At 52.3% G+C, this 26,713-nt stretch carries 23 protein-coding genes; 12 read left to right on the top strand and 11 right to left on the bottom strand.

Annotated features, from left to right (window positions below):
- Positions 1–218 precede the first annotated feature (218 nt).
- From BQ5591_RS02840 to BQ5591_RS02825, 4 genes are all read left to right on the top strand, one after another.
- Positions 219–1,109 carry a beta-1,6-N-acetylglucosaminyltransferase gene (locus tag BQ5591_RS02840; RefSeq protein ID WP_071148359.1) on the top strand — a complete coding sequence of 297 codons (891 nt, stop codon included), beginning with the start codon at positions 219–221 and terminating at the stop codon, positions 1,107–1,109.
- A 57-nt stretch (positions 1,110–1,166) separates the two neighbouring features.
- Positions 1,167–2,273 (top strand): UDP-galactopyranose mutase, encoded by a 1,107-nt coding sequence (glf, locus tag BQ5591_RS02835; RefSeq protein WP_071148358.1) that lies wholly within the window; start codon positions 1,167–1,169, stop codon positions 2,271–2,273.
- A 151-nt stretch (positions 2,274–2,424) separates the two neighbouring features.
- On the top strand, positions 2,425–3,294 hold the full coding sequence (locus BQ5591_RS02830; RefSeq protein WP_022161877.1) for a hypothetical protein: 870 nt from the start codon (positions 2,425–2,427) through the stop codon (positions 3,292–3,294).
- 1 nt (position 3,295) lies between these two features.
- The gene (locus BQ5591_RS02825) at positions 3,296–4,552 is read left to right on the top strand and encodes a protoporphyrinogen/coproporphyrinogen oxidase (protein ID WP_071148357.1); all 1,257 of its coding nucleotides are present in this window, start codon (positions 3,296–3,298) and stop codon (positions 4,550–4,552) included.
- Here the strand turns inward: BQ5591_RS02825 and BQ5591_RS02820 are convergent.
- The 8 genes from BQ5591_RS02820 to BQ5591_RS02785 form a co-directional block, all read right to left on the bottom strand.
- Positions 4,549–5,460 (bottom strand): glycosyltransferase family 2 protein, encoded by a 912-nt coding sequence (locus BQ5591_RS02820; RefSeq protein ID WP_205410616.1) that lies wholly within the window; start codon positions 5,458–5,460, stop codon positions 4,549–4,551. The genes BQ5591_RS02825 and BQ5591_RS02820 overlap by 4 nt on opposite strands.
- Positions 5,461–5,475: 15 nt before the next feature.
- Complete coding sequence (locus BQ5591_RS02815) at positions 5,476–6,321, bottom strand: alpha-1,2-fucosyltransferase (protein WP_071148356.1); 846 nt, start codon at positions 6,319–6,321, stop codon at positions 5,476–5,478.
- Between the two features lie 47 nt (positions 6,322–6,368).
- The gene (locus BQ5591_RS02810; protein WP_071148355.1) at positions 6,369–7,271 is read right to left on the bottom strand and encodes a glycosyltransferase family 2 protein; all 903 of its coding nucleotides are present in this window, start codon (positions 7,269–7,271) and stop codon (positions 6,369–6,371) included.
- Between the two features lie 29 nt (positions 7,272–7,300).
- Entirely contained in the window at positions 7,301–8,077 is a 777-nt protein-coding gene (locus BQ5591_RS02805; RefSeq protein ID WP_071148354.1) for a lipopolysaccharide kinase InaA family protein, read from the bottom strand.
- A 407-nt stretch (positions 8,078–8,484) separates the two neighbouring features.
- Positions 8,485–9,201 carry a family 2 glycosyl transferase gene (locus tag BQ5591_RS02800; RefSeq protein WP_071148353.1) on the bottom strand — a complete coding sequence of 239 codons (717 nt, stop codon included), beginning with the start codon at positions 9,199–9,201 and terminating at the stop codon, positions 8,485–8,487.
- A 140-nt stretch (positions 9,202–9,341) separates the two neighbouring features.
- Positions 9,342–9,929 carry a DUF5025 domain-containing protein gene (locus tag BQ5591_RS02795; protein WP_071148352.1) on the bottom strand — a complete coding sequence of 196 codons (588 nt, stop codon included), beginning with the start codon at positions 9,927–9,929 and terminating at the stop codon, positions 9,342–9,344.
- A gap of 131 nt (positions 9,930–10,060) precedes the next feature.
- Complete coding sequence (locus BQ5591_RS02790; protein ID WP_071148578.1) at positions 10,061–10,750, bottom strand: outer membrane beta-barrel protein; 690 nt, start codon at positions 10,748–10,750, stop codon at positions 10,061–10,063.
- A 164-nt stretch (positions 10,751–10,914) separates the two neighbouring features.
- Entirely contained in the window at positions 10,915–12,552 is a 1,638-nt protein-coding gene (locus tag BQ5591_RS02785) for a tetratricopeptide repeat protein (protein WP_205410615.1), read from the bottom strand.
- Between the two features lie 344 nt (positions 12,553–12,896).
- On the opposite strand from BQ5591_RS02785, the gene BQ5591_RS02780 reads away from it, so the two are divergent.
- Both BQ5591_RS02780 and pdxB read left to right on the top strand, forming a co-directional pair.
- On the top strand, positions 12,897–14,702 hold the full coding sequence (locus BQ5591_RS02780) for an LTA synthase family protein (protein ID WP_071148350.1): 1,806 nt from the start codon (positions 12,897–12,899) through the stop codon (positions 14,700–14,702).
- A gap of 101 nt (positions 14,703–14,803) precedes the next feature.
- Positions 14,804–15,868 (top strand): 4-phosphoerythronate dehydrogenase PdxB, encoded by a 1,065-nt coding sequence (gene pdxB / locus BQ5591_RS02775; RefSeq protein WP_071148577.1) that lies wholly within the window; start codon positions 14,804–14,806, stop codon positions 15,866–15,868.
- A gap of 132 nt (positions 15,869–16,000) precedes the next feature.
- Here pdxB and purN read toward each other — a convergent pair whose 3' ends face one another.
- Positions 16,001–16,621, bottom strand: a complete 621-nt coding sequence (purN, locus tag BQ5591_RS02770) for a phosphoribosylglycinamide formyltransferase (RefSeq protein WP_083380860.1) — start codon at positions 16,619–16,621, stop codon at positions 16,001–16,003.
- Positions 16,622–16,719: 98 nt separating this feature from the next.
- On the opposite strand from purN, the gene BQ5591_RS02765 reads away from it, so the two are divergent.
- The 3 genes from BQ5591_RS02765 to rnc are packed head-to-tail and all read left to right on the top strand — an operon-like array spanning position 16,720 to position 19,232.
- Positions 16,720–16,956 carry an acyl carrier protein gene (locus BQ5591_RS02765; protein ID WP_004291965.1) on the top strand — a complete coding sequence of 79 codons (237 nt, stop codon included), beginning with the start codon at positions 16,720–16,722 and terminating at the stop codon, positions 16,954–16,956.
- Between the two features lie 23 nt (positions 16,957–16,979).
- The gene (gene fabF / locus BQ5591_RS02760; RefSeq protein WP_022161832.1) at positions 16,980–18,245 is read left to right on the top strand and encodes a beta-ketoacyl-ACP synthase II; all 1,266 of its coding nucleotides are present in this window, start codon (positions 16,980–16,982) and stop codon (positions 18,243–18,245) included.
- Positions 18,246–18,254: 9 nt separating this feature from the next.
- A complete protein-coding gene (rnc, locus tag BQ5591_RS02755) occupies positions 18,255–19,232 on the top strand; it encodes a ribonuclease III (RefSeq protein WP_083380859.1) in 978 nt (325 codons plus the stop codon).
- Between the two features lie 61 nt (positions 19,233–19,293).
- Here the strand turns inward: rnc and BQ5591_RS02750 are convergent, their stop codons facing one another.
- Positions 19,294–20,304, bottom strand: coding sequence for an ATP-dependent 6-phosphofructokinase (locus BQ5591_RS02750; RefSeq protein ID WP_071148348.1), 1,011 nt, complete (start codon positions 20,302–20,304; stop codon positions 19,294–19,296).
- A 131-nt stretch (positions 20,305–20,435) separates the two neighbouring features.
- On the opposite strand from BQ5591_RS02750, the gene BQ5591_RS02745 reads away from it, so the two are divergent.
- Positions 20,436–21,947: a GH3 auxin-responsive promoter family protein gene (locus BQ5591_RS02745; protein ID WP_071148576.1), complete on the top strand. Its 1,512-nt coding sequence runs from the start codon at positions 20,436–20,438 to the stop codon at positions 21,945–21,947.
- A gap of 20 nt (positions 21,948–21,967) precedes the next feature.
- On the opposite strand, the gene mnmA is transcribed toward BQ5591_RS02745, so the two are convergent.
- Complete coding sequence (mnmA, locus tag BQ5591_RS02740; RefSeq protein WP_235817029.1) at positions 21,968–23,017, bottom strand: tRNA 2-thiouridine(34) synthase MnmA; 1,050 nt, start codon at positions 23,015–23,017, stop codon at positions 21,968–21,970.
- Positions 23,018–23,496: 479 nt separating this feature from the next.
- On the opposite strand from mnmA, the gene BQ5591_RS02735 reads away from it, so the two are divergent.
- Both BQ5591_RS02735 and BQ5591_RS02730 read left to right on the top strand, forming a co-directional pair.
- Positions 23,497–24,321 carry a Cof-type HAD-IIB family hydrolase gene (locus tag BQ5591_RS02735; protein WP_071148347.1) on the top strand — a complete coding sequence of 275 codons (825 nt, stop codon included), beginning with the start codon at positions 23,497–23,499 and terminating at the stop codon, positions 24,319–24,321.
- 12 nt (positions 24,322–24,333) lie between these two features.
- On the top strand, positions 24,334–26,634 hold the full coding sequence (locus tag BQ5591_RS02730; protein WP_071148346.1) for a sensor histidine kinase: 2,301 nt from the start codon (positions 24,334–24,336) through the stop codon (positions 26,632–26,634).
- Positions 26,635–26,713: the final 79 nt, after the last annotated feature.

The raw sequence follows: 26,713 nt of genomic DNA, 5'->3' as shown, positions 1-26,713 counted from the left end.
GTGTTGCTCGCGAGCCACACAAGTGTCTCTCACGAGCCGTGCAAGTGTCTCTCATGAGCCGCACAAGTGTCCTTTAAAACCGCCCCAGAACGGCCCCAAACGAAGCTGAAGCCGGGCGAAACAAAAATATTAACTTTTTTTTTGCAAATATTAGGTTGTAAACAAAAAAAACATGTAACTTTGCAACCTAAACCTAAACATCTAAAAATTAACGCCTAATGTCTCTTCAAAACAAACATGCTTACTTAATCATCGCACACAATGAGTACCCCGTGCTGAGGACCCTGCTGTCGATGCTCGACGATGAGCGTAACGACATCTACCTCTACATCGACCGGCGCTCGCGCAACCTGCGAAAAAGCATGCATCATTACGAACTGAGCAGAGCCAAGCTCTACATCATCCCCAATCCCATCAAGCTGTATTGGGGTGACATCAGCTTGGTCGAAGCCGAATTTACCCTGCTGGAAACAGCTTCCGCAAACGGTAAATACGCCTATTACCACCTGCTGTCGGGTGTGGATCTTCCACTGAAAAACCAGAACTACATCCACGACTTCTTCGACCGCCACGCCGGACAAGAATTTGTGGAATACTGGCACAGCCCCGAACACCAGAAAGACCTCGAACGGAAAGTATCGCGCTACTACCTCTTCACCAAGAGTCTGCGCCCCAACGACCGCTGGCACGCCTTTACCATGCCTTTCTACAACTTTGTACTCATCCTGCAAAAGCTGCTCCACTTCCGCCGCAAGCACGAAGTCGGATTCCAGAAAGGCTCGCAATGGTTCAGCATCACCAACGACTTCTGCCAATATCTGCTCAAGGAGAAAGCCTTCGTACTGAAACGTTTCAAATATACCCTGTGCCCCGACGAGATATTCATCCAGACCGTTCTGTGGAACTCCCCCTTCCGGAAAAACATCTACCGGCCCGAGGACGAAGCAGCCGGCAACATGCGCCTCATCGACTGGCACCGCGGAGGACCCTACGTGTGGAAGAAGCGCGACTACGACGAACTGGTACAGTCCGACAAGCTCTTTGCCCGCAAGTTCAGTTCCGATCAGATGGAGCTGGTGAACCACCTGGAAGCCACCTTCGCCTGCTAAATACCGTGAAGGCCTTCCGGCCTTCGCGACAAACAACCGCCTAAAACTGACCGACGAATGAAACAATACGATTACCTGATTGTAGGAAGCGGACTCTTCGGAGCCGTCTTTGCCCACGAAGCCCACAAGGCCGGAAAACGCTGTCTGGTGATAGAGAAACGCCCACACACGGGTGGGAACATCTATTGCGAGGAAGTGGCAGGCATCAACGTGCACAAGTATGGCGCCCACATCTTCCATACCGACAACAAGGAAGTGTGGCAATACGTCAATCGTCTGGTCGAGTTCAACCGATACACCAACTCTCCCGTAGCCAACTATCAAGGGAAGCTCTACAACCTTCCCTTCAACATGAACACCTTCTACCAGCTATGGGGAGTGCGAACACCTGCCGAAGCACAAGCCAAACTGCAGAAACAGTGTGCCGCCTATGCCCACATCAGCCAGCCCCGCAATCTGGAGGAGCAGGCCCTCAGACTATGTGGCAATGACATCTACCAGTATCTGGTGAAAGGATATACCGAAAAGCAATGGGGATGTGCCGCTACCGAACTGCCGGCCTTCATCATCAAGCGGCTTCCTTTCCGCTTCACTTTCGACAACAATTACTTCAACGATCCCTATCAGGGCATCCCTTACGGAGGCTACAACCGCCTCATCGGATTGCTGCTCGAAGGTGTCGAAGTACGTACAGGTGTCGACTATCTGGAGCACCGTGCCGAACTTTCCGCACTGGTTCACCGTACCCTCTACACCGGATGCATTGATGCTTACTTCGACTATGCCTGCGGACACTTGGAGTACCGCAGCCTGCGCTTCGAACACAAACTGCTGGAGGGCGTCGCCAACTTCCAAGGAAACGCCGTGGTCAACTATACCGACCGCGAAACGCCCTACACACGCATCATCGAGCACAAGCATTTCGAGTTCGGCCAACAGCCCGATACCGTCATCACCTACGAGTACCCCGACAGCTATGCGCCCGGCAAAGAACCTTATTATCCCGTCAACACCTCGGCCAACAACGAAATCTTTGCCCGCTATCAGTCCATGGCCCGACAAACACCCGACGTGCTGTTCGGCGGTCGTCTGGCCCAATACACTTACGCCGACATGGACGATACCATCGCTGCAGCACTGAGTCTGTGGCGCAGTCAGCAGTAACGTCCTTTGCCAGCCGTCTGCCACAAACCTCAGGGAGACAAAAAATATCTACAGCAGTTCTTGTTTTTTACCGAATAGGTTCTATCTTTGCAAGGTAGTAATACTAAAACGCTAACCGAGTTTCTAATATAAAACAAGAATTGCAATACACATGTCATGCACGATAGCCCTTTTGATTATATATAATCACCGGTACGATAAAAACATAAAACGCTTAGAAGAGATTTACGACAACCGATTCAGCCACATTTACCATATAGTACCCTTCTATGACGGCGATCTGCCCAACGTGATTCCCGTCTACGAATCTTCGTACTATTTCTCCGGATACATCAGCCAAGCCTATCCCCACCTGAAAGGGAAAGGCTACACCCACTTCTTCGTAGTGGCCGACGACATGATTATCCACCCTGTGCTGAACGAAAACAACCTGATCGAAAAGATGGGCCTGGCCGAAGATGAGTGCTACATAGACTACCTGCTGAAGCTACAAGAACTGACCTACCCCTGGCGGCAAACCGAAGCCATGAAATATAAGGTAAAGCAGAAAGGAGTAGAAGCCGCACAATTCCTGCCTACCGTAGAAGAAGCGCAGAAACAGTTCGACAAATACGGCATCCCTTATTCGGCCATACCATTCCGTCCGCTGATAGATATCCATTGCAAATACATCTTCAAATATCTGCGCAACTACAAAAGACGCCACCTCGACTATCCGCTGGTAGGCGGATATGCCGACATTCTGCTACTGACAGCCGACATCATGGAAAAATTCACCCTGTACTGCGGGGCTTTTGCTGCTACCCGGCTGTTCGTCGAATTTGCCATTCCTACAGCATTGGTTCTGTCGACCGACAAACTGAAATTTACCTCCGACACTCCGTGGGAATCCGGCGTAATGTGGCGCCCCCATTACGAAACCTTTGCCCAGCAGTACGGCTACAACCTCTCCGAACTAATGAAGAACTATCCGGCCAAAAAACTATTCCTGCATCCCATCAAACTGTCTAAATGGTCCTAACATGAAAATCGCTGTTATCGGCGCCGGCATATCCGGACTTGCCATCGCACATATACTGAAACAGAAACATGAAGTCATCGTTTTCGAAGCCGACGCACGCCCCGGCGGACTGATCAAATGCGACTACGTCGACCACAGCCTGTTCCACCGGACAGGAAGGCATGTATTCAATACCAAACGAAAAGACGTGGCCGACTGGTTCTGGCAACACTTCGACCGAGAAAAGGAGTTTACTAAGGCCCTGCGCAATTCGGTCATCGCCATGCCCGACGGGAAAGAAATCCCCTATCCCATCGAGAACCACCTTTATCTGCTGGACGAAAACACACAGAAATGTGTCATCGACGACCTTCTGCACATGTCCAGTTCCGCTGCCGAACCACCTCACAACTTCGAGGAATTCCTGCGTAAACGCTTCGGCGATACCCTTTACCGGCTTTACTTCCATCCCTATAACACCAAGATATGGCGTCGTCCTTTGAACAAAGTTCCCCTTGAGTGGCTGGAAGGCAAACTACCGATGCCCACCGCTGCCGAAATCGTATACAACAACATCAATCACGTCAAGGAACAAACCTTTGTACACAGTTCATTCTATTATCCCCGGCAAGGCGGCTCACAGTTCATTGCCGACCGTCTGTCGCAAGGCCTCAACATCCGATATAACTCGGCTGTGAACCGTATGGAACAAAACAAAGGGAAATGGATTATCAACGAAGAAACTTTCGACAAAGTGGTATTTTGCGGTAACATCAAACAGTTACCCACCATGCTCAACGGACATACAGCCATACGCCTCTATGCAGACAGAATAGACAGGCTCGAATCGCATGGCACCACAACCGTCTTCTGCGAAATCAGCCCCAATCCCTACAGCTGGATCTACCTGCCTGACGGACAACACGCTTCTCACCGGATTATTTGCACCGGCAACTTCTCTCCGGCCAACAGCTCACCAGTCAGCAACCATCCGACAGAGAGACTGACCGCCAGCATAGAGTTCACCGACCGGATAGAGAAAGAGGAAATTCTGGAAAATCTTGCCAAGATGCCTTACTGCCCCCGTTATCTGACCCATCACTACGAGCAGTATACCTACCCTATTCAGGACAAAGACACCAAAGCAGCCATCGCCAGCCTGAAAAACGAATTACGCCAGGCAGGCATATACCTTTTGGGACGTTTTGCCGAATGGGAGTACTACAACATGGATGTAGCCATCGGTGCAGCACTCGACATGGAGAAGGAGTTTGCCTAACTCCTTCCCATCACCTCCCTGAAGAAGTCGGGAACGGTATTGTCTACATAGATAAAGCCATCCTTGCACAAACGGTCGTACACAGGTGTACCGATCACGCGGCCATACTCCATCTCCAGCTTACCTTCTTTGTACATCTGGTAGAAGTAACGCCAATGGCATCCGCCATGCTTGCTGGGGTTCTGTTCGAGCTGCTTGCCTCCGTTGATCATTTTCTCCATGAAGTGACGCTTGCCACGAATGTTGTAATGATAGACGTGTACTTTTCCCAGTTCCGAACGGCGGGGAAACATGGTTACCTTGTGGTTGCCCATCGAAATCTGCAGGTAACACTTGGTACGGTGAATCACTTTCTTGTTCTGATGGTCGAACAGAGAATAGAGCGACAGGTCATACTGTTCGGGTTGCGAAACGGTCTTTACCATCTTGTTCCACTGCCAGAAAGGCTTGTCTTCTTCCGGATAGACACTGCGCACCTCGCACTTCAACACATTGGAGTGGATAGCCGACAAATCATTCTTCAGGTTACCCGAAGGTGAGTACCACAACTCATCGGCATCGGCATTGATCACCCAGTCGGCCTTGTACACCGTCTTTGCTTTCCATATCATGCGGTCCACCCATATTTTCTGCTTGTAGTTGGTAGCCTTTTCCCAGATGACTTCCTTTACCCAACCTTTCTCCTGATACTTGCGGATGATGTCCGGCGTACGGTCGGTAGAATTGTTGTCGGTGATAATGAAACAATCTACCCCCATGGCTTTATGAAACAGAAGATTGTCTTCCAGTACATCTTCCTCGTTCTTCACCAGCAGCGTCATCACCAGCCGCGGCGAAGGTGTCAGCCGGAAGCCTCCGAAGCTCTCGGCAAGAGCCAGTCCTACCTTTTTCAGAAAATACATGCTCATAGTCTATCAGATTTGTTAATTAATCGCCACTTTCACCCAGCCTACCGGATAGATGTTCGGTGTCTCGCAATGCTGGAACCAGCGGTTCGGAACAATCACAATCTTATCCTCGTGTGGGTCGAGCCAGGCTCCCCACCAGCTGAAAGTACTGTTGCAGATGATGTGGTGGCGACAATGGCTCATCAGCATCATGTCCTGCCAGCTTTCTTCTCCCTTGTTCCAATCGATGTAAACGGCATTCTGCAAAGGGATGTTCTCCTTCACCCAGGCTATATCGTCGGAGAATACATAATACGAAGGTGCAGCCACCCTGCGGTTCATCTCGGCTATAGCATTCTGATAATAGGGAAGCTGACAGACACTGCCTGTAGTGGCCCAGTGTTGCGGTTGCAGATAGTCGCCCCGACGGATGTGCAGCGAAACGGAATTCGCATCGGCATCCAGCCGGCGAAGCAATTCGGCACTGCGGGCGTTCACCTTGCTACTGTCGAAGGTAAAAGCCTTGCGCACCTCATCCTTTATATCGGCAAAGAAGCGCTCGGACTGATAAAAGCCTTTGAAATAGAGCAGCGGCCACAGGTATTTCTTTTCGAATGCCCGCAGACTGTTGGGGTCCTGCTTGCGCTCGTATATCTTCTTAAAGAACAGAAACTCAATCACCTTTTTCAACGGTTGGTTGATGCAGAATTCCGTATGCGGCAGATTGAAGACGCGATGCATCTCGTAACCATGATGAACATGATAGTGCACCATGTCCGAAAGGTCAATGCGCACCCTGGGATAGCGCTTCTTCATTCGCAAATAAAAGGCGTAGATAAACATCTGGTTACCCAGTCCGCCTGTCATTTTTATCAGTCTCATAACTGTCTGCTTCTATTATATATGTATAATTGGTTCTGTTTGCCATACTACCTGTTCATAATCCCCAGACGCTCGTGCAGTCCGTCGCAATAGGCTTTCCACAGGCGGGCAATGTCGCCCCACTGCCAGGCATCGGAGAAGGGGCAGGTGAAGAACGCCACCAGTATATAGCCTATCACTCCGTTGAAACCACGAAGATACCTGACGGCCCAGTTGCGTCCGTAGTGATGGTTCAGGTACGTGGAATTGCGCACCTGGTAGTATCGTTTCCATTTCTTTTTCTTGCTGCGTTCACTCCACGTGTCGTTCGAGAAGAACTTTTCCTTATCCATCAGGGCCGAGGGTACGTAGAGTATCTTGAATCCTGCCAACACAGTGCGAAGGCAATAGTCGGTATCGTCGCAGAAGATGAAAAGCTCCTTGTTGGGCAACCCGATTTTTTCGATCACTTCCCGGCGGATAAAGGGGCCTTCGAAAGCTGTACCTTTCACCTCGGTAGGAGCGGTTATGGTCTGCTTCGACAGTTTCTTGCCGTACATCGAAGAAAAAGGATTGGTCAGGTTGTATTCCTGAAAATCGTGGGTGAAGATTTTTCCCTCCATCAAGCGGCGGGGCGCCAGAATACCTACGTCTTTTCGCCCGGCTTCGGCCAGAAGATGTTCCAGACAGTCGGCCCGCGGAAATACATCATCGTCCATGCACCACACCCAGTCGGCTCCTTGCTGATATGCGCGTTGCATGCCAGTATAAAAACCGCCCGAGCCTCCTACGTTGGACTGATGGATGACGGTCAGGTCGCTCTGCTGGTCGAGCCATGCGGCAGTGCCGTCGGTGCTGCCGTTGTTTACCACTATGATAGAAGTAAGCGGCTTGTTCTGCCGCAAACAATGAATGTTTCTCTTCAGGAGTTCCTGACGGTTGTACGTCACGACCACAGCGATAATGTTCATAGCAGATTCTTGTTTTAAAGGATTCTTGTTTAATAGAGTTCTCCTCCCTTTTCGGTCTGAAGCCGCCGGTAGTAGGAAATCAACTGAAAGCATTTCTCGGCATCGAAGCCCCGCACCTTGGCATATTCTTCGGCCATCAGGCGGTGCATCTCCGGAGTAGCGGGCAAGCGTTCGAAGTTACGGCATCCGCGCCGCAGGCCGATGTGCCCGATGTACATACGGTTCAAGTCGACTATCTCTATCTTGGCCGAACCGTCGGACATGGGGCGGAACAGAATGTTGCCGCGGCCATAGTCTTTGTGGGCATATCCGTTTTCGTGCAGAATGGCAGTCACCCGTCCGATTTCGCGCAACACTTTCTCTTCGCACTCGAATTTCTGCACAAAAAGATCGGAATATACGTAAGGACAATCGGACAGACAGCTGACGTAGTAACTCTTGTCAAACAACAGCCCCTGACGCTGGTCCATACTTCCGACAGGCTGTGGGGTGCCTACTCCCAGCTTCAGGAACGCATCGGCATAAAGGAAAGAACGTTTGGCCTTGGAAGCGCGAAACACGCCGTAAATCACACGGTTGAGCCAATTGGGCTGATGAAAGGACTTCACCACATAGGTGACTCCTCCGTATTCCATACGACGCAGTTCGTTCCGCCCTCTGTGTATCACCACGCCTTCGTTCCGACGAAAGCGCATAGGCAACGACAATATAAACGGCTCCAGACTCTTATAGTCCGGATGAATGGTCAATACCCTCGGATGAAGAAAACGATATAGAGCGGAAACCTTCCCCTTATCTTTTATCATAATGAATGTACCTAAGCTTATAGACAAAGCGTTGCCTCACAGCATCCAAGACAACGGAATTCGCGGCAAATATAGGCATTATTTGACAGACTTCCAAAAAACACATTGCCTGCCGACCACACAATTTCAATATGGAAGCCGAAGGAACTGAATTTTACCGGAAGAAAAGGCTGACTCCTGCTGAGAGACACTTGCATTCCATTTGTGGGACACTTGCACGGCTCGCGAGCCGTGCAAGTGTTGTTCGCGAGCCGTACAAGTGTCCTACAAACGGGATTCAAAGGAGGCGTTTCACCCCTTTCCGCCGCCTCTTTTCCCATTCTCTATCTCTGGGAATTTTCTTCAGCAAGCGATAAAGGTATGAAGCCGGTTTCGGAACATGCCGAAAAAGGTGCAACCTTCCTGCTTCAGATTTTATCCAGTCCTTTCGTATATTTCAGCCAATAATACTTCAAAGGATTCTTATACTTCAACTGTTTCCAGGGACGACTGCTGTGAGGACGGTGCCACACGGGAAGCGTCGTGAACAGATAGTTGCGGAACCCTTCCTTCTGCGACTGGTGCGAGATGGTGACATCGTGCCAGTTCTTCTCCGGGTCGAGCTGGTGGAAGTCGAAAGTCCGCAGAAAGTTGACTGTCAGCAGCGAGCAGCAGAAGCTGCAATGCTTCTTTTCGGGGTATACCTGATTCTCGTTTCCTTTGGCAAACAGGTAGGGATAGTTTATCTCGCCTTTCTCATCGACGGTGACGGCGGCAGCTATACCACAGTCCGTGCGCTCCTCCGCGCCGTCGAACAGAGCCTGAAGCGTATTCTTCTTCACCACCACGTCCGACTCTACGATAATCAGCGCGGCATCTTCGGCAATGGCGCGCTCCTGCGCCATCTGCAGCACCAGCAGATAGTTGGGCGAAGGATGGTCGGTCAGATCCGAGAGGTTCACCAGATTGAACCCCATCTTCTTCGAGGCCTCCTGCAACCGGGCAGTATTTTCGGCCGTACTGAAATCGTTGTAGATGGTATATGTGTAAGGCACTTTGATGTCCGATGCCACGATGGCTTCGGCCGTCTGTAAGGTCAGGTCAATGGAGTCCTTTACCGGAGTAATCACATGAATGCATTTCATACGTTCTATTTTTATCGTCTATTTGTCCGTCGATGCCATAGGGCAGACAAAACTATGTAATATTTTGCAAATGTCCAAACCCCGTTTGTATTTTGTGCTCCATACGCAAGAACCGCACCCGGCTCATCCAAGATCCGCCATCAACGCCACAACCGGAACTCCACATCCTCGAACGTAATGCAGTCCGCAGGATCTGCTTCATTGTAGAGGGTACCCTCCATCCGCCCGGTGACAACCGGGAATGACGTCATTGCAGCATCTTTATAATCTACATCGTCCACCTGCAACAGGAACGGATGCTCCGGAGAGCAGCAATAGGTCCTTCCGCTATCCGCAAAAGTCAAACTGATGTATGGCACCCGCTCCGCATTGGCATCCACCAACTTCGATGATGTCAACTCAAACGAGCCCGTTTCCATCGGTCCCCATTGCAGATGCATGGTTGCCCAAGGCTCATCGCGATAATCGGCTGCAAACCTGATAAGCCATCCGGTGATGTCAATATGCTGATACGAGTCCTGCGGGATATAGAGTAAAGGATCTATCCGGACATCATAATAAGAGTCTTGCCTGATGTTTATCAAGCTGTCATTCATCATTCCCACAAAATAGCTCTTTGTGTAAGGCAACGCTCCGGGCAAGGAGTCTTCATCATGTCCGTTGCCGCAAGCGGCAAGGCAAAGCAACAGGGCAGCCAACAGGGTGGCAGGAAAAAACTTCAGTTTCATAATATTACAGTTTAAACAGTTATACAAAAATAGAGGATTAGGACTTAAAATGCTCGTAGCCCTGATGATTGGCTTACGACTAACCTAATCCTCATTAACGCATCAACTAAATTACCATTTACGCACAGTACTTAAAACCGATACCCCACCGACAATTGCAGACCGTAATTCCTCAAATCGTTCTGCTTTTGTCCTTTTTTGATTGACTCATAATAATCCAGGTTCACAATGTAATGTTTGCAAACAACAGCTTTCAGTCCACCCATCACGCCATACGTCCAATGCCTGAAAGGAGAAAGTGTTGCCGTGTAAGGCTGAGACTCACTGACAGGAGGCTCGTAAGTATAGCCGTTCATAGGTTTCCACGTCGTGTATCCCCATCCGCCACCTTCTTTGAAGAAAGCCAGCGAAGACTTACCCGCATTGAAATCAATGGAACCATACCACCCCACGGAAGGTATCAGCTGGAAATCCTCGCAGAAACGAACGTTATAACCTACTTTCAACGGAATAATAAAGTGATTTAGTTCTATGTCTGTATGAGGAAAGAAATAACCATAAGTCATTCCATCCGTCAGGTTCATCGTACTACGGGTTTGTGCAAACATCAGACCGGAAGAAAGCAACCAGTGCCGCTTAAACTCATAACTGACATCCGCACCTATCTGAAATCCGGTTTTCATTCCGTCCACCTGTTTTTCTTCAGTGTTCTGGCTGCTTTTAAAATGGGAAAAGTTTACGCCGGCTTTGATGTCGTACGTAAACTGTGCGAACGAAGACAGCGGTAAAAGTAACATAAAAAATAGAATAATCTGTTTCATACCATTTACATTTTCAAATTTGACGTTACGAAGATGAGCGGAATAAACCAGATAATCGCTAAAAAAGAGTACGCAAAAAGTACGCATTTAACTTGCGTACTTTTTGCGTACCCCTTAGAACAACCAACTTATCTATTGTTTTTCAAACATTTATTAATGTTTACTTATAAACTTTGAACAAGTTGGTCACATTGTTTAGAAGACCCTTTTGTTCCGGACAGCTTTGTGTAAAGCCGTGAACGGACAGACGAAATATCCTGTTTGGAACTAATCATAATGGTTGCCATTTGAGTAGGTGTAACACCTATTTTGATCAATAGACAAATATGTAGTTCCTTTTCTGAAATCTGAGGATATAACTCTTTCAACCGTGTAGTGAAACCACCATACGCTTCATCCACTTGTTCCTGTAATTCTTGCCAATCTTCAATCTTAAGCAACTGGGATTTTTCTTTACTGTTGGCTACTGTCTGGAACTTATTATAGATGTTCGTCATATATAAACCAGCTTCAACCTTCCGCTGCATTTCTTGCATCTCTTCAATTCGCCGATTGTCTTTCTCAATCTGTTCTTTTTGAACCTGCAATAAATTCCGATGTAGCAAGTCTTTGTCTTTTACTGCATTTTCCAATTGCCAAGACAATTCTTCAATCTTCTTTTTGTTTTCTTCTATTTGTTCTTGGCTATATTGCTTCAGTTTTTCTTGTTGACGTTTCAATTTTTCCTGTTGAAGCAACATAGTCTGTTCCTTTCTCTTGTATTTTTGCCATAAAACACCCCCCAACAGCAAAACTATCAACGTCAAAGACAACGATAAGAACAGCAGAAATTTTCTTTGAAGCTCTTTACTTTTCAACTCTTTATTCTCTTGTTCATACTTTTTATAATTATACAAAGCATCAATCTTATTCATAGTCTCCGTACGGATGATATTCTGCAAAGAATCCTTATAAAGGACGTGCTGTTGGAATAAAGCCCAAGCTTTAGCATCATTTCCTTGCCGATGAGCGATATTGGCAAGGCTCTCATAAGCTCCAGCCTTATGGAGAAGTGAATTGGAAGCAAGCTCTTTTTCATAATAATAGGCAGCTGAGTCTAACCGGTTGGTACAATAATAATAACGTGCCATATTTGCATAAAAAGGAGGCAATCCAAGACTGTCTATTGTTGTTCTTCCTATCTGCAACATTTCATAAGCCTCAGCATACTTACCCAACTTAATACAAAACCCAGCAAACTCACGGTAAAGCATATTCCGTAACACATCATTTTTTATTTGTTGAGCCATTGCAATCGCACGACGGTAATACCAATCCGCACTGTCTTGCCGTTCCCTCACCGCAAAAGACCGCCCAATATCCCGCAAATCGAAAACAAGGTTGGCACTATCTTTCAGTATCAAGTCACATTGATAAGCCTTACGGAGCACACCAGGCAATTCGTCGTAAAGTTCTTGATAGAAGAATAACGTCCCCATCTGGCTGTAGATGCGGCTCAGCAGATTGTAATCTGTCAGTTCCTCGCGCTCCATGACGTCGATGGCACGCTGGTAGTACTCCAACGCCCGTGGAGCATCCTTCAAGTCGCTATAAGTGCGGCCGGCATAGTAGAGGGCTTCGGGCAAGTGGGTCTTGTCGCGCTGCTCCCGATAGTAGCGCACTATGGAGAGGATCAGGCTGTCCGAAGTGTGCGTGACGTAAGCCTTGTCATCGGCCTTCACGCGAAGCAGGTTGTAGTACATCCGGACACGCTCCGGGCAGTGACCGATGCTGTCGGCCCACGTGTCCAACACAACTTTCATACTGTCCAGACGTACGTTCAACAGAGAGTCGGCCTGCTGCAACAGGCGGACGTCGTCGCGGTCGGCACGACAGGAAGCCAACAGGACGACAACAAAAAGGATGATATAGCAAGCGGGGTGTTTCATATTGTGCGTCTCTTTTTTCCGTTTTCAAAGCACAAAGATACGCTTGTTCGAAATAAGATGCTATAAAAAGGAAGAATAGTATCGCCAAATCATGGATATTCACAAATATAGCCGTACCTTTGCCGCCCCATAAAGAGAGAGAAAAAAGGTCTGGAATAGAACGACCTAGCATAGAGAAGTCAATGAATGAAAAAAGCTTAAAACCGCGCTTCGCAAAAATGCCCGACTGGAAAAGCGCGTGGAACCGTACAGCTATCGTTTTTGCAGCTGGACTGTTCCTGAAACTCACCCTTTTCGATGCCATCTGGTGCATGGACACTACTTTCGCATCGTTTTCGTACCTGGAAACCTACCTTTCCAAGTTGTTCATCGCTACGTTGCTACTGCTCCCCTACATCCTGTTCAGGAGCAAAGGGGTAGAAAGCGTTATTCTGTTCTGGCTCGACAGCCTGCTTATCTGCAACCTGCTCTATTACCGAACGTACTACACACACATCCCGCTGAGCAGCTACGGACTGGCCGGCAACCTGACCGACTTCACCGAAAGCGTCAGAGATTCGTTCAGAATGATAGACGTCCTGTTGCCCTTGTCGTCCGTCGTCACCATCTTTATGGCGTTCCGCAAACCAGACCGAAAAGGAAGCAGCCTCATCCGAAGACTTCCCGGGTACTTTGCCGTATTGGTTGGAACAGCATTGCTGAACATGGCTTGCCTAAGCTTCTACGGCGGATTCCATCAGTCATTCAATGCCATCCGGCAATCGCCTTACCTGTGTTCAAGCTGTGCACCGATGTTCACCGTATTTGGCTGCGTATACTACGACCTGACGGAACAGCAACAGGAAATCAGCCCCGAAATAGACCAACGCATCGGGAGCTGGCTTGCCGCACAGCCCGCATGGACACTCCTGCCCGACTCGATAGAGACGCGCCGCAACTGCATCCTGATTTTGGCCGAATCGTTCGAAAGCTGGGTGCTGGAGCAAGAAGTGGAAGGACAGGAAATCACGCCTTGCCTCAATCGCCTGCTGAAGGAACCGACCACCCTCTACGCTCCCCACGTACTCACCCAGGTGAAAGGCGGACGCTCTATCGACGCCCAACTGATGATCAACGCCGGCATGCTGCCCCTCAACTCGGGCGCATACAGCAGCCTGTACCCCGACAACCACTACGCCACCCTGCCCAAAGCCATGCACGAGCTAAAACACTCGCGCAACTATCTGCTGACCATCGACAAGGTATCGACCTGGAATCAGGGAGCCATTGCCTACAGCTTCGGGCTGGACACCATCATCGCCTATCACGACTTCCGCAAAGCCGAAGCCTTCGGCACACACAAGCGCATCGGCGACGTGCCTTTCTTCGAGCAGTGCAGCGAGAAAATCAGCGATGGCGAGGTGTGGAAGCAGGACGAAACAGTCTTCATGCAGTTCGTCACCTACTCCGGCCACGCGCCGTTCGTGCTGCCCCAGCACTTGCAGGAAATCAGTTTCTCCGACTCCATCCCCGCGAAGGCAGCCGACTACATGAAGACGGCCCGCTATACGGACAAAGCCCTCGGACAGTTTGTCGACTTCCTGAAGTCGCGGCCCGAGTATAAGGAAACACTTATCGTCATCACCGGCGACCACGAGGGGCTCGCTTTCTACCGCAACGAGCTGTGCCAGGCGCCTGCCATGCAGGGCATTGTTTCCGACAAGCCCTATACGCCGCTCATCATCCTCAACTCGCCCGTAGGCATGCGCTACGAGGACGTGATGGGACAGATAGACATCTACCCCACCCTGCTCCAGTTGCTGGGACTCGAACGCTATCCGTGGAAAGGCATGGGGCAGAGCATCCTGTCGCCAACGAAGCGGGGACTTGCCGTAGGCTCGCACATGAACGTCGAAGGCGATGCCTCCGACAGCCTGACCCTGCACCACCTGCAACAGGCTCACGACATAGCCGACCTGATGCTGCGCTTCGACTACCTGAAAGAGAAGTCCGGCACAGACGGGAATAAACAAAACAGGCCCTGAATGTGTTATACATCCGGTGCAGCCACGGCCTACGGCCCCGCTACACAACGGCCCGAACGGTGGAAACCGTCCGATACATGCACAAAAAAACAGAAAAGGAAATGAAAGTAATTGTCGACAACAAGATTCCCTTCATCAGGGAAGCCATCGGGCAGATAGCCGACGAAGTAGTCTACCTGCCGGGAAAAGCATTCACGCCGGAAGCCGTCCGCGACGCCGACGCACTGATCATACGCACCCGAACCCTGTGCAACCGCCAGTTGCTCGAAGGCAGCCGCGTGCGCTTCATCGCCACAGCCACCATCGGATTCGACCACATTGACACCGAATACTGCCGCCAGGCGGGCATCGGATGGACCAACGCTCCGGGATGCAACTCGGCCTCCGTAGCCCAGTATCTGCAATCCACCCTCCTGCTGCTGCAACAGCACAGACCCGACCGCCCGCTGGCCGGACTGACGCTCGGCATTGTCGGCGCGGGCAACGTAGGCAGCAAAGTGGCAGAAGTAGGGAAAAGACTGGGTATGAAAGTGCTGCTCAACGACCTGCCGCGCGAAGAACGCGAAGGGCACGATGGATTCGCATCGCTGGCACAACTGGCAGCCGAGTGCGACGTCATCAGCTTTCACGTGCCTCTATATAAAGAAGGAAAATACAAGACCCTGCACCTGGCCGACGCCGCCTTCTTCGGCTCGCTGCAACGCAGACCGGTCATCATCAATACATCGCGCGGAGAAGTAATCGAAACCGGAGCCCTGCTTCGTGCCCTCGACAGCGGACAAATAGCCGATGCCGTCATCGACGTGTGGGAAAACGAACCCGACATCAATCTGGAGCTGCTCGGCAAAGTGTTCATCGGTACGCCCCACATCGCCGGCTACTCGGCCGACGGAAAGGCCAACGCCACCCGCATGTCGCTCGACGCCCTTTGCCGCTTCTTCCACCTGACAGCTCAGTACGCTATCGAGCCGCCACAGCCCGCCACACCCGTCATCACTGCCAGCAGCCTGACCGAAGCCGCCCTGCAGATGTACGACCCGCGACGCGACTGCGACGCACTGCGCCAGCACCCCGAACTGTTCGAACAGCTGCGAGGCGACTATCCGCTACGCCGCGAACGGCGGGCTTTCACCCTCGTCACGCCACAGCAGTATCAGCTGTTCTGATTCCGGCGGCAGGCTATCCGCACCGTTTCCACCTGTGGTAACCACCGTAACCACTTGCGGGAACCGTGTTCCCCACTTGTGGGAACGGCAGTTCCCGCAAGTGGAAACCAGAGGAAACACCCGTCAGACGGCTCAGCGCATCACCTCACGACCGATCACCTGCGGATAGTACTCGTACTCCAGCGCATGTACCTTGGCCGCCACGTCCGCAGCCGTATCGTCGGGCAACACTGCGCAACGGTACTGGGCAATGACTTCGCCCTCGTCGTAGTGCTCGTTAATATAATGTATAGTGATTCCACTCTCCGTCTCGCCGGCAGCCACCACGGCCTCGTGCACGCGGTCGCCGTACATACCTTTGCCCCCGAACTTGGGCAGCAACGAAGGGTGTATGTTGACAATCTTATTGGGATAGGCCCGAAGCAGACAATCGGGGACGCGCGCCAGGAAACCTGCCAGCACCACAAAGTCGATGCCCTGCTCGCGAAGCAGCTCAAGCACCGGCTCGCCGTCCGCCCAGTCTTCCTTGCCGAAATAAGCACACGGAACGTCCAGTTTGCGCGCACGTTCCAACACAAACGCATGTTGCCGGTTCGTCAGGACCAGCTTCACTTTCACCTCTTCGCTACCTTGAAAGTAGCGGATGATATTCTCGGCATTCGTACCGTTGCCGGATGCAAAAATCGCGATGTTTTTCCCCATATTTTTCTCAATCTGTGCACAAAACCGTGAAAATTGTGCAAAAATCTGCATTTTGTTCGCCAAATATTTGTTAGAAACGATAAATATTCATTCCTTTGCCCCGCAAAATTAAAGAAATAAAACTAATTATTAATTAAAAACTTAAAGTTATGTCTGAAATTGCATCAAGAGTAAAAGCGATTATCGTCGATAAATTAGGCGTTGAAGAATCAGAAGTTACTAACGAAGCTAGCTTCACTAACGATCTGGGAGCAGACTCTCTTGACACTGTAGAACTTATCATGGAATTCGAGAAAGAATTCGGTATCTCTATCCCCGACGACCAAGCTGAGAAGATTGGTACTGTAGGCGATGCTGTATCTTACATCGAAGAACACGCTAAGTAATTTTAATCCGTTCATTTCTTAGTATGGAATTAAAAAGAGTTGTAGTAACAGGTCTCGGCGCCATTACTCCCATTGGCAACAACGTTCAGGAATTCTGGGATAGCCTTGTGAATGGGGTTAGTGGAGCTGGACCTATTACTCATTTCGACGCATCCCTTTTCAAGACCCAATTTGCATGCGAAGTGAAGAACTTCAATGCAAGCGACTATATCGACCGCAAGGAAGCCCGCAAGATGGACTTGTATACACAATATGCCATCGCTGTAGCCAAACAAGCCGTAAGCGATTCCGGTCTTGATGTCGAAAATGAGGATTTAAACAGAATCGGCGTCATCTTTGGTGCCGGTATCGGTGGAATCCGTACCTTCGAAGAAGAAGCAGGCAACTATGCCATCAACGGCAAGGAAATGGGTCCTAAGTTCAATCCGTTCTTCATCCCCAAGATGATTTCGGACATCGCTGCCGGACAAATTTCTATCCTGTACGGTTTCCATGGTCCCAACTACGCAACCTGCTCAGCATGTGCCACCTCTACTAACGCCATAGCCGATGCATTCAACCTCATCCGTCTGGGTAAGGCCAATGCCATCGTAACCGGAGGTTCCGAAGCTGCCATCGCCGCTTGCGGTGTAGGCGGATTCAACGCCATGCATGCATTATCCACGCGTAACGATTCGCCCGAAACAGCCTCACGTCCCTTCAGCGCAAGCCGCGACGGTTTCGTAATGGGTGAAGGCGGCGGCTGTCTGGTTCTCGAAGAACTGGAACACGCCAAGGCACGCGGCGCTAAAATATATGCAGAAGTAGCCGGCGTAGGAATGTCTGCCGATGCTCACCACCTCACAGCTTCCCACCCCGAAGGCCTGGGAGCCAAGCTCGTGATGAGAAACGCATTGGAAGATGCAGGCATGCAGCCTGAAGAAGTAGATTACATCAACGTACACGGTACTTCGACTCCCGTGGGAGACATCTCGGAAGTGAAAGCTATCCAGGAAGTATTCGGAAAACATGCTTACGAGCTGAACATCAGCTCTACCAAGTCAATGACAGGACACCTGCTGGGTGCTGCCGGAGCGGTAGAATCCATCGCAAGTATTCTGGCCATCAAGAACGGCATCGTTCCCCCGACCATCAACCACGAAGAAGGAGACAATGACGAAAACATCGACTATGACCTGAACTTCACCTTCAACAAAGCACAGAAGCGCGAAGTAAACGTTGCCTTGTCCAACACATTCGGATTCGGCGGTCATAACGCATGCGTCATCTTCAAGAAGTACGCAGAATAATTCAGCATCGTGTTACGCAATCAAATAGACAAGATAAGGCTCCTGTTTCACAAAGACAGGAAGTCTTATCTTTGTTTTTATAAGATACTGGGCTTCTACCCGCGCAACATACAAATTTACCAGCAGGCACTGCTGCACAAATCCACCTCCCTGCGTTCCGAAAAAGGCCGTCCCCTGAACAACGAACGGCTGGAATTTCTCGGCGACGCCATCCTCGACGCCATCGTAGGCGACATCGTCTACCGTCATTTTGAAGGGAAACGCGAAGGTTTCCTGACCAATACCCGCTCCAAAATCGTACAGCGCGAAACACTGAACAAGCTGGCCGTAGACATCGGACTGGACAAACTGGTAAAGTCGTCCACCCGCTCGTCGTCGCACAACAGCTACATGTACGGCAATGCTTTCGAAGCCTTTATCGGTGCCATATACATCGACCAGGGCTACGACCGCTGCAAGCAGTTCATGGAGAAGAAAATATTCAAGAGCTACATCGACCTGGACAAGATGTCGCGCAAAGAAGTCAACTTCAAGTCCAAGCTCATCGAGTGGAGCCAGAAAAACAAACTGGAAGTATCTTTCGAACTCATCGAACAGCTTTTGGACAAGGACTACAATCCCATGTTCCATACCGAAGTCCGCATTCTGGGTCTTTCGGCCGGAAAAGGTACAGGCTATTCGAAAAAAGAATCGCAGCAGAACGCTGCACAAATGGCTCTGAAGAAACTGAAGAGCGACCCGCAGTTCATGGAAAGCCTCGAAGCACTCAAAGCGCAAGCCACTGCCGCTGCAGCCCAAGCCGCCGAAGAGCCTCAAACAACCGAAGCCGAACCGGCACAAGCAGACAGCACCGCTCCTACAGCCGAACCGCTTGCCGTCATCGAGACTGCAATAACCGTCGAAGCCGAAATCGACGCATCTGCTCCGGAAACGACAGACAAACTGCCGACGGAACTGTCCGACGACACTCCCGCCTCTAAAGCATGAAACGAGGCCATAGGCCCCGTTCCACTTCCATTATACTCAAGTTTCAAGTAATTTTCCTGCTTTATCCGAAGCAGACCCCCATCCGTCTGCCTTGCACCACTAAGTCGTGGTCTTCGGTCACCAGCTTCAGCTTGCCGGCTATCTCGTCCAGCGGAGCCGACGATATTTCGTTGCCTTTCAGCGTTATCATGCGTCCGAACTGGCCGTTGGCTATCAGTTCCGTGGCATGGCCTCCCATGCGGGTGGACAGGTTGCGGTCGAACGGTGTAGGCGAACCGCCCCGCTGTGTGTATCCCAACACTGTTTCGCGTGTCTCGATGCCCGTCTCGTACTCTATCTCCTGGGCAATGTATTCGCCCGCCCGCTTGCGTCCGTCTGTCTGTATGCCTTCGGCCACTACGACAATCGAATACGGTTTTCCCTTCTTCAGGCGGTTCAGAATCGTTTCGCCTACATTATGGATGTTGTAGGGGATTTCCGGAATCAGAATCACATCGCCACCTCCGGCCATGCCCGAATACAGAGCTATCCAGCCTGCCTTGTGCCCCATTACTTCAATCACCATCACGCGTTTGTGCGAACTGGCCGTAGAATGCAGGCGGTCGATTGCTTCGGTAGCTATGCTGACAGCCGAGTCGAAGCCGAATGAGAAGTCTGTTCCCCAGATGTCGTTATCGATTGTTTTGGGGATGGAAACGATGTTCAGCCCCATAGCCGCTAGTTTAGCAGCAGTCTTCTGCGTTCCGTTTCCTCCGATACAAACCAGACAATCCAGGCCTAGTTCACTAACATTCCTGAGGATCAGTGAAGGCTTGTCGACGTCCGATATAATGCCGCCGCGTTTGAAAGGCTTCTCGCGCGAAGTACCCAGCATGGTACCACCCAGATTGAGCAGCCCCGACAGAGATTGTTCCGTCAGCGTTTCCACATCTTTTGTCAGCAGTCCCTGAAAACCGCTGTGAATACCGATCACCTCCATTGCATAGTGATTGATGGCTGTCTTGCATACACCACGAATCGTAGCATTGATGCCGGGACAGTCGCCTCCCGAGGTCAGAATTCCAATCTTCATAACGTATTAGTTTAAATTTCCTTTCTTTTCATCTATATGGACGTAAAGGTAGAAAAAAAACAGAAAAAAGATAGAGAAGACGATAAATAAGATTATTTTTGCGCCTTGAAAATCTGATCTCAATAAGAAAGATGAATATTACTAATTTACTGAATAAGATATATTTCACTCCTCGCTATAAAGAGATTGAGCTCTATGCAAACCGTGCCGAAGAACTACAGCAACGAGTGTTGCAGCGGTTGTTGCACAAAGCCGCCGGCACCGAATGGGGAAAGAAATACGACTATGCCTCCATCCGTACTTACGAAGATTTCAAGAAAAGACTTCCCATACAGACCTACGAAGAGATAAAGCCCTACGTGGAACGACTGAGAGCCGGAGAACAGAATCTGCTCTGGCCAAGCGAAATACGTTGGTTTGCCAAATCGTCGGGCACTACAAACGACAAGAGCAAGTTCCTGCCTGTCAGCCGCGAGTCGCTGAAAGACACGCACTACCGCGGAGGCACCGACGCCGTGGCACTGTATCTGCAACAGAATCCCCAAAGCCGCTTCTTTACGGGAAAGGGTCTGATACTGGGCGGAAGTCACGCACCCAACCTGAATACCAACCATAGCCTGGTGGGCGACCTCTCGGCCATCCTGATGGAAAACCTCAACCCGCTGGTCAACTACATCCGTGTGCCGAGCAAGCAGACGGCACTGATGGAGCACTTCGAGCCCAAAATGGAGGCTATCGCACGCGAAACCATCCATGCCAACGTCACCAACCTGTCCGGCGTTCCCTCGTGGATGCTGGTGCTCATCAAGCACATTCTGGAGAAGACGGGCAAGCAAAGCCTCGAAGAAGTGTGGCCCAACCTGGAAGTGTTCTTCCACGGCGGAGTGGCCTTCACGCCCTACCGCGAACAATACAAGGAAGTCATCCGCAGCCCCCGCATGCACTATGTGGAGACTTACAACGCCTCCGAAGGCTACTTCGGCACCCAGAGCGACCCTGCCGACCCGTCGCTGCTGCTGATGATAGACTACGGCGTCTTCTACGAGTTCATCCCCTTGGAAGACGTAGGCAAGGAACAGCAGCGCGTTTATAGCCTGACGGAAGTGGAACTGGGCAAGAACTATGCCATGGTCATCTCCACCTCAGCCGGACTCTGGCGCTACATGATAGGCGACACCGTGAAGTTCACGTCGAAGAATCCTTATAAGTTTGTCATCACCGGCCGCACCAAACACTTCATCAATGCCTTTGGCGAGGAGCTCATCGTGGACAACGCCGAGAAAGGTCTGGCCCGCGCCTGTGCCGAGACGGGTGCCCGCATCACCGATTACTCCGCCGCACCGGTCTTCATGGACGAGCATGCCAAGTGCCGCCACCAGTGGCTCATCGAGTTTGCCCAGATGCCGGACAGTCTGGAGAAGTTTGCCCGCATCCTGGACGACACGCTGAAAGAAGTCAACTCCGACTACGAAGCCAAACGCCAGAACGACCTGGCCCTGCAACCGCTGGAAGTCATCGTGGCCCGTCAAGGCCTCTTCCACGACTGGCTGGACCAGAAAGGCAAGTTAGGTGGGCAGCACAAGATTCCCCGCCTGAGCAATACACGCGAGTATATGGAGGAGATGCTGAAGCTGAACCAGTAACAAGGAGCCTCTCAAAATCATTATACAATAATCCCCCCGCCCAGCAGCAACCCCTCGGCATCGTAAAAGGCAGCTGCCTGACCCGAGGCAATGGCTTCGAGCGGCTCCAGCAAATCGACGCGGAGCAGACCTCCATCGGCTGCCGACACCCGGCAGCGGTTGGCCTGCTTGCGGTAGCGTATCTTCACAATGACCTCTGCGCCGCCCGTCACACGGGCCTCGTCCACCAGGTTCCAATCCTTCAGCAACATCTCCGTCCGATAGAGCGAGGTGAGTGGTGCCAGCACCACTTCGTTCCGTTCGCGGCGTATTTCCTTCACATAAACCGCGCGGTTCAGGTGGATGCCCAGTCCGCGCCGCTGGCCGACGGTATAGAAAGGATAGCCCTCGTGCCACCCTAAAAAATCGCCCTTTTCATCGAGAAACTGTCCCCGTCCGGGCAAGGCCGAGGCGGGCAGTTCGCGCCGCAGGAAGGCACGGTAGTCGCCCGGGCAGAAACAGACACCCAGACTGTCCTTCTTTTCCGCCACACGCTCGAAGCCCCGGCGAGCGGCATAGGCACGGGCTTCGGCTTTCGTCAGGTCGCCCATGGGCAAAAGCATGCGCCGCAGGATGTCCTGCTTCAGCCCCCAGAGGAAGAAAGACTGGTCCTTGTCGGGATCGGCGGCAGGGGCGAGGTAGAACTTCCCCTCGCGGCAGACCTTGCGCACATAGTGACCCGTGGCGATGTAAGGGATGCCCAGCTCATCGGCCATCTGTGCCAGCAGGGGCCACTTCAGCAGATTGTTGCACAAGGTACAGGGCACGGGGGTGCAGGCCGCCAGATACTCGTCGGTGAAGTAGCGGACAATGCGGCGGCGGAACTCGTCGCGCACGTCGCGCACGCAATGGCGGATGCCCAACCGAGCAGCCAGTTGCCGGGCGTCGTCCAAGTGCGCTTCGCCACCCTCTGCCTCGTAGAAGCGGAAGGTCACCCCTACTACCTCGTAGCCGGCCTCCTGTAGGAGCATGGCGGCCACGGAGCTGTCCGTCCCGCCGCTCATGCCCAGTAATACTTGTTCCTTCATCATTCTATCGTTATTCAACGGTTGTTCCATCAAAAACTCCTCGGTTTTCTTGTCAAAACGCCTCGACTTTTCGGTCAAAACCCCACGGCTTTTCAGCCAAAACTCCACAGGCTTCCGGTCAAAACGCGGCGGGTTTTCAACCCAAACCCGGCGGCTTTGCAATGCCCTTTGAGCGGATTTATGTGAATCACTGATAATCAGTCTGATAGCATTCGACATAAATCCGGCGTGAGCCGTGCAAGTGTTGCTCGTGAGCCACACAAGTGTCGCTCGTGAGCCGTGCAAGTGTTGCTCGCGAGCCGTACAAGTGTCCCACAAATGCCCTGCAAGCACCGCTTTCCGCGGCCCTGCGAAGTGCACCCGAGCAGGCAAAGATACGACGCTTTTTCCATCCGACGGCAAAATCGGCACACATTCCGTCACCGTTCGCGAAAAAGCATTACCTTTGCAGCCGAAAAACAATCCATTTCAAATTCCGACACATGAAACATACGTACCGCCTGCTTGTGCTCGACTTAGACGGCACACTGACCAACTCGAAGAAAGAGATTTCCCCCCGAAACCTCCAGACACTGCTGCGCCTGCAAGAAAGCGGCGTCCGACTGGTGCTGGCCTCCGGACGACCCACTTACGGCATCGCACCGCTGGCCGAAGCCTTGCAGATGCAGAAGCATCACGGCTGCATCCTGTCGTACAACGGCGGTGAAATCATCGACTGGAGCACGGGCGAACTGCTCTACAAGAACCTGTTGCCCGACGACGTACTGCCTGTCCTCTACACGGCCGCCGTCCGCAACGGGCAGACCATCCTGACCTACGACAACGAATACATCCTCACCGAACAGCCCGACGACGAGTATGTGCTGAAAGAAGCCTTCCTTAACAAGATGCAGATACGCCCTACCGACGACTTCCTGCGCGATGCTCCCCTGCCACTGCCCAAGTGCCTCATCGTGGGCGACCCCGACAGGCTGATGCAGACCGAAGCCGAACTGTCGCTGCGCCTGCAAGGCCGCATCAGCGTCTACCGTTCCGAACCTTATTTCCTTGAACTGGTTCCGCTGGGCATCGACAAGGCTCGCTCGCTGGCCGTGCTGCTGGAACGTCTGGGCCTGACGCGTGAAGAGATGGTAGCCATGGGCGACGGCTACAACGACCTCAGCATGATACGTTTTGCCGGCATGGGTGTAGCCATGGCCAACGCACAAGAACCCGTACGCAAAGCCGCCGACTACATCACCCTGAGCAACGACGAAGACGGCGTAGCCGTAGCTGTCGAGAAGCTCTTTTTCAGCAACGAAGCATAACCCTCACCGCCCGTGAAAGTCCGCAATGTCCTTCTGCTCTCGTTCCTCGCCCTGCTGCTCATCAGCCTTTTCCAGCGGGCAGGCGTATGGTTTGCCTACCGCAACCAGATGCAGAAGGCCGAAGCCACGCTGGCTGCGTGCTTCAAGGAAACCTTTACATTGGTGACGGACGCCCAAGTGAACCGCCTGCCCTATCCCGAAGGGACCGTTACCCACATCGTCTATGCGCCCGACAGCCTGCACTTAGACATCGAGAACCGACAGCTTCACTACGCCGAACAGACTTCGGCCGTGCTGCAGGATGGTTACGGGTTGCCCGAGACCTCGCTCGACTCGCTGCGCCTGACGCTGACCGCCGTCCTGCAACGCGAAGGCGTGACGGGCAGCATCTACATCCGCAAGCTGGATGCCGCCACAGGTCGCACCCTTCAGACATCGCCCACCGGCGTCCCGCTGCCCGACAAAGGCATCGGCGTGCTGACCTCGCCCCGCGCCCTGCTCCACCCGCAAAAGGGCATCGCCGTAGAAGCCATCGCCGACCTGCACTACTTCGACCACCCGTCCAACCTGCTCTTCCCAGGACTTACCTTCCTCATCACCGGCCTGCTGATAGGAGCCATTGCCTTGCGCATGCGCCTGCTGCAACGTCTGCGACGCGACATCGGCCGCCAGTGCGAGGACTTTTACCAGCTGGCCGAACAGATGTCGCAACCCGTCCGCCGGATGCAGGTCTGCCTGCATGCCTCCCGCTGGACCGAAGCCCGTCAGCAGGGACAGCAAGTGCTTTCCGACACCGAAGCCACCCTGACCCGCGCCAAACAGGAGAATGCCCGCCTGCGTTCGCGCCGCACCACATGGCTGCGCCGCCTGTCGTGGGGCATGGTGCCGCTGGCCTTCGTGCTGCCCGCCCTGTGGGCCGGATACATCTACCACGAACAGTGGAGGGCACTGAACCGCGAAGTACAGGTGTGCATCGAAGAAGCCTTTGCCGAGGAAAACGCCCTGCGCCACAGCCGCTCGCTCGACGTCAACCACCTGCGCGGCACCCGCAAGTCACACATTACGGGGATGACCGACTACTTCCACCATCAGATGGACTCGCTGCTGACCATCCTCTACCGAAAAACAACCGACGAGAAGGGAAACACCAGCTACGCACCCGCTTTCCCGGGCTCCGTCAGCGAGATTTATGTATCCCACCAAAGCATGAACCTGAGCGAAGGCACCCGCCTCTTCCGCGCCTATGGCACGCAGCAGCTCGTCAATCAGCGACCCGTCGTCGTCCCCCTCGATACGCTTCGGCTCGACTCGCTCTTTCGTGCCGCCCTCACCGATGCCGGGCTGAAGACACCGGGCGGCATCCGCATCGTGCGCCCTGCCACGGGTCAGGTCGTCAGGCAGACGGCACACGCCGTTCCCCGTTGGGGCAGTCTCGTCACTACGCCCTTGCGTCTGGCAGACGACGGCGCGGTGTGCGTGCAGGGTGTAGTACCCACTCCCGAAAGGCTCATCCTCCGTTCGGCATGGTATCTCTTTGTGCCGCTGGGACTGACGTTCGCTTTCTGCCTGCTGTGCATCGGCCTGTTGTGGCGTGCCTGGAGGCAGCAGCGCAGACTGGAACAGTTCCGCAAGGACTTTACCTACTCCATGATACACGACATGAAGTCGCCCCTGCAAACCATTCTGATGGGAACGCAAATCATGGAAAGCGGCCGCCTGGCCGACAAACCCGAAAAGGCCGACAAGATAGTCCGGGCCATGAACGACGAATGTGCCCGTCTGCTCACCCTCTCAGGGCGCGTGGTCATGCTGACACAGATGGATCGTGGCGAACTGGAACTGCATCCCGTGCCTGTGTCCTTGCTGCCGCTGTTCAACGACCTCGCCTCCAAGTTCCGCCTCAAGGCATCCAAGCCGGTGGAGTTCGACATTGTCTGTCCGGAAAGCCTTTGTGCCACGGCCGACGCCTTCTGCCTGCGCGAGGTTCTTTCCAACCTGATAGACAACGCCGTGAAGTACTCCGGCCCGTCCGTGCGCATCCGCTTGGAGGCCGAAGCCACTGCCGACGGCACCCTGCACATAAAGGTACGCGACAACGGCATCGGCATCCCCCTGAACCAGCAGATGAAGATATTCGGCAAGTTCGAGCGCATAGCCTCGGGCAGTCGCACCACCGGCGCATCAGGCTTCGGTCTGGGGCTGAACTTTGTATGGCAGGTAGTGCAGGCTCATGGTGGCAACATCGCCGTGCAGAGCCGCGAGGGCAGTGGCAGTGAATTTACGGTATCGTTGCCTTCTCCCATCCTCCGCTGAAAAAAACACGGCCATCATGGGGCTACTTATCCGAAAAACAGTAACTTTGTGCTTTCAACCGGAAATAAATACCTAACAA

It is taken from the genome of Bacteroides ndongoniae (assembly GCF_900108345.1).
Classification (GTDB): Bacteria; Bacteroidota; Bacteroidia; order Bacteroidales; family Bacteroidaceae; genus Bacteroides; species Bacteroides ndongoniae.
This window is presented reverse-complemented; position numbering and strand designations above follow the sequence as displayed.

What these genes read in the sequence shown, in the direction of transcription:
- BQ5591_RS02840 (WP_071148359.1), top strand. Translation starts at nt 219, where the DNA reads ATGTCTCTTCAAAACAAACATGCTTACTTAATCATCGCACACAATGAG.
- glf (WP_071148358.1), top strand. Translation starts at nt 1,167, where the DNA reads ATGAAACAATACGATTACCTGATTGTAGGAAGCGGACTCTTCGGAGCC.
- BQ5591_RS02830 (WP_022161877.1), top strand. Translation starts at nt 2,425, where the DNA reads ATGTCATGCACGATAGCCCTTTTGATTATATATAATCACCGGTACGAT.
- BQ5591_RS02825 (WP_071148357.1), top strand. Translation starts at nt 3,296, where the DNA reads ATGAAAATCGCTGTTATCGGCGCCGGCATATCCGGACTTGCCATCGCA.
- BQ5591_RS02820 (WP_205410616.1), bottom strand. Translation starts at nt 5,460, where the DNA reads ATGAGCATGTATTTTCTGAAAAAGGTAGGACTGGCTCTTGCCGAGAGC.
- BQ5591_RS02815 (WP_071148356.1), bottom strand. Translation starts at nt 6,321, where the DNA reads ATGAGACTGATAAAAATGACAGGCGGACTGGGTAACCAGATGTTTATC.
- BQ5591_RS02810 (WP_071148355.1), bottom strand. Translation starts at nt 7,271, where the DNA reads ATGAACATTATCGCTGTGGTCGTGACGTACAACCGTCAGGAACTCCTG.
- BQ5591_RS02805 (WP_071148354.1), bottom strand. Translation starts at nt 8,077, where the DNA reads ATGATAAAAGATAAGGGGAAGGTTTCCGCTCTATATCGTTTTCTTCAT.
- BQ5591_RS02800 (WP_071148353.1), bottom strand. Translation starts at nt 9,201, where the DNA reads ATGAAATGCATTCATGTGATTACTCCGGTAAAGGACTCCATTGACCTG.
- BQ5591_RS02795 (WP_071148352.1), bottom strand. Translation starts at nt 9,929, where the DNA reads ATGAAACTGAAGTTTTTTCCTGCCACCCTGTTGGCTGCCCTGTTGCTT.
- BQ5591_RS02790 (WP_071148578.1), bottom strand. Translation starts at nt 10,750, where the DNA reads ATGAAACAGATTATTCTATTTTTTATGTTACTTTTACCGCTGTCTTCG.
- BQ5591_RS02785 (WP_205410615.1), bottom strand. Translation starts at nt 12,552, where the DNA reads ATGAAAGTTGTGTTGGACACGTGGGCCGACAGCATCGGTCACTGCCCG.
- BQ5591_RS02780 (WP_071148350.1), top strand. Translation starts at nt 12,897, where the DNA reads ATGCCCGACTGGAAAAGCGCGTGGAACCGTACAGCTATCGTTTTTGCA.
- pdxB (WP_071148577.1), top strand. Translation starts at nt 14,804, where the DNA reads ATGAAAGTAATTGTCGACAACAAGATTCCCTTCATCAGGGAAGCCATC.
- purN (WP_083380860.1), bottom strand. Translation starts at nt 16,621, where the DNA reads ATGCAGATTTTTGCACAATTTTCACGGTTTTGTGCACAGATTGAGAAA.
- BQ5591_RS02765 (WP_004291965.1), top strand. Translation starts at nt 16,720, where the DNA reads ATGTCTGAAATTGCATCAAGAGTAAAAGCGATTATCGTCGATAAATTA.
- fabF (WP_022161832.1), top strand. Translation starts at nt 16,980, where the DNA reads ATGGAATTAAAAAGAGTTGTAGTAACAGGTCTCGGCGCCATTACTCCC.
- BQ5591_RS02750 (WP_071148348.1), bottom strand. Translation starts at nt 20,304, where the DNA reads ATGAAGATTGGAATTCTGACCTCGGGAGGCGACTGTCCCGGCATCAAT.
- BQ5591_RS02745 (WP_071148576.1), top strand. Translation starts at nt 20,436, where the DNA reads ATGAATATTACTAATTTACTGAATAAGATATATTTCACTCCTCGCTAT.
- mnmA (WP_235817029.1), bottom strand. Translation starts at nt 23,017, where the DNA reads ATGATGAAGGAACAAGTATTACTGGGCATGAGCGGCGGGACGGACAGC.
- BQ5591_RS02735 (WP_071148347.1), top strand. Translation starts at nt 23,497, where the DNA reads ATGAAACATACGTACCGCCTGCTTGTGCTCGACTTAGACGGCACACTG.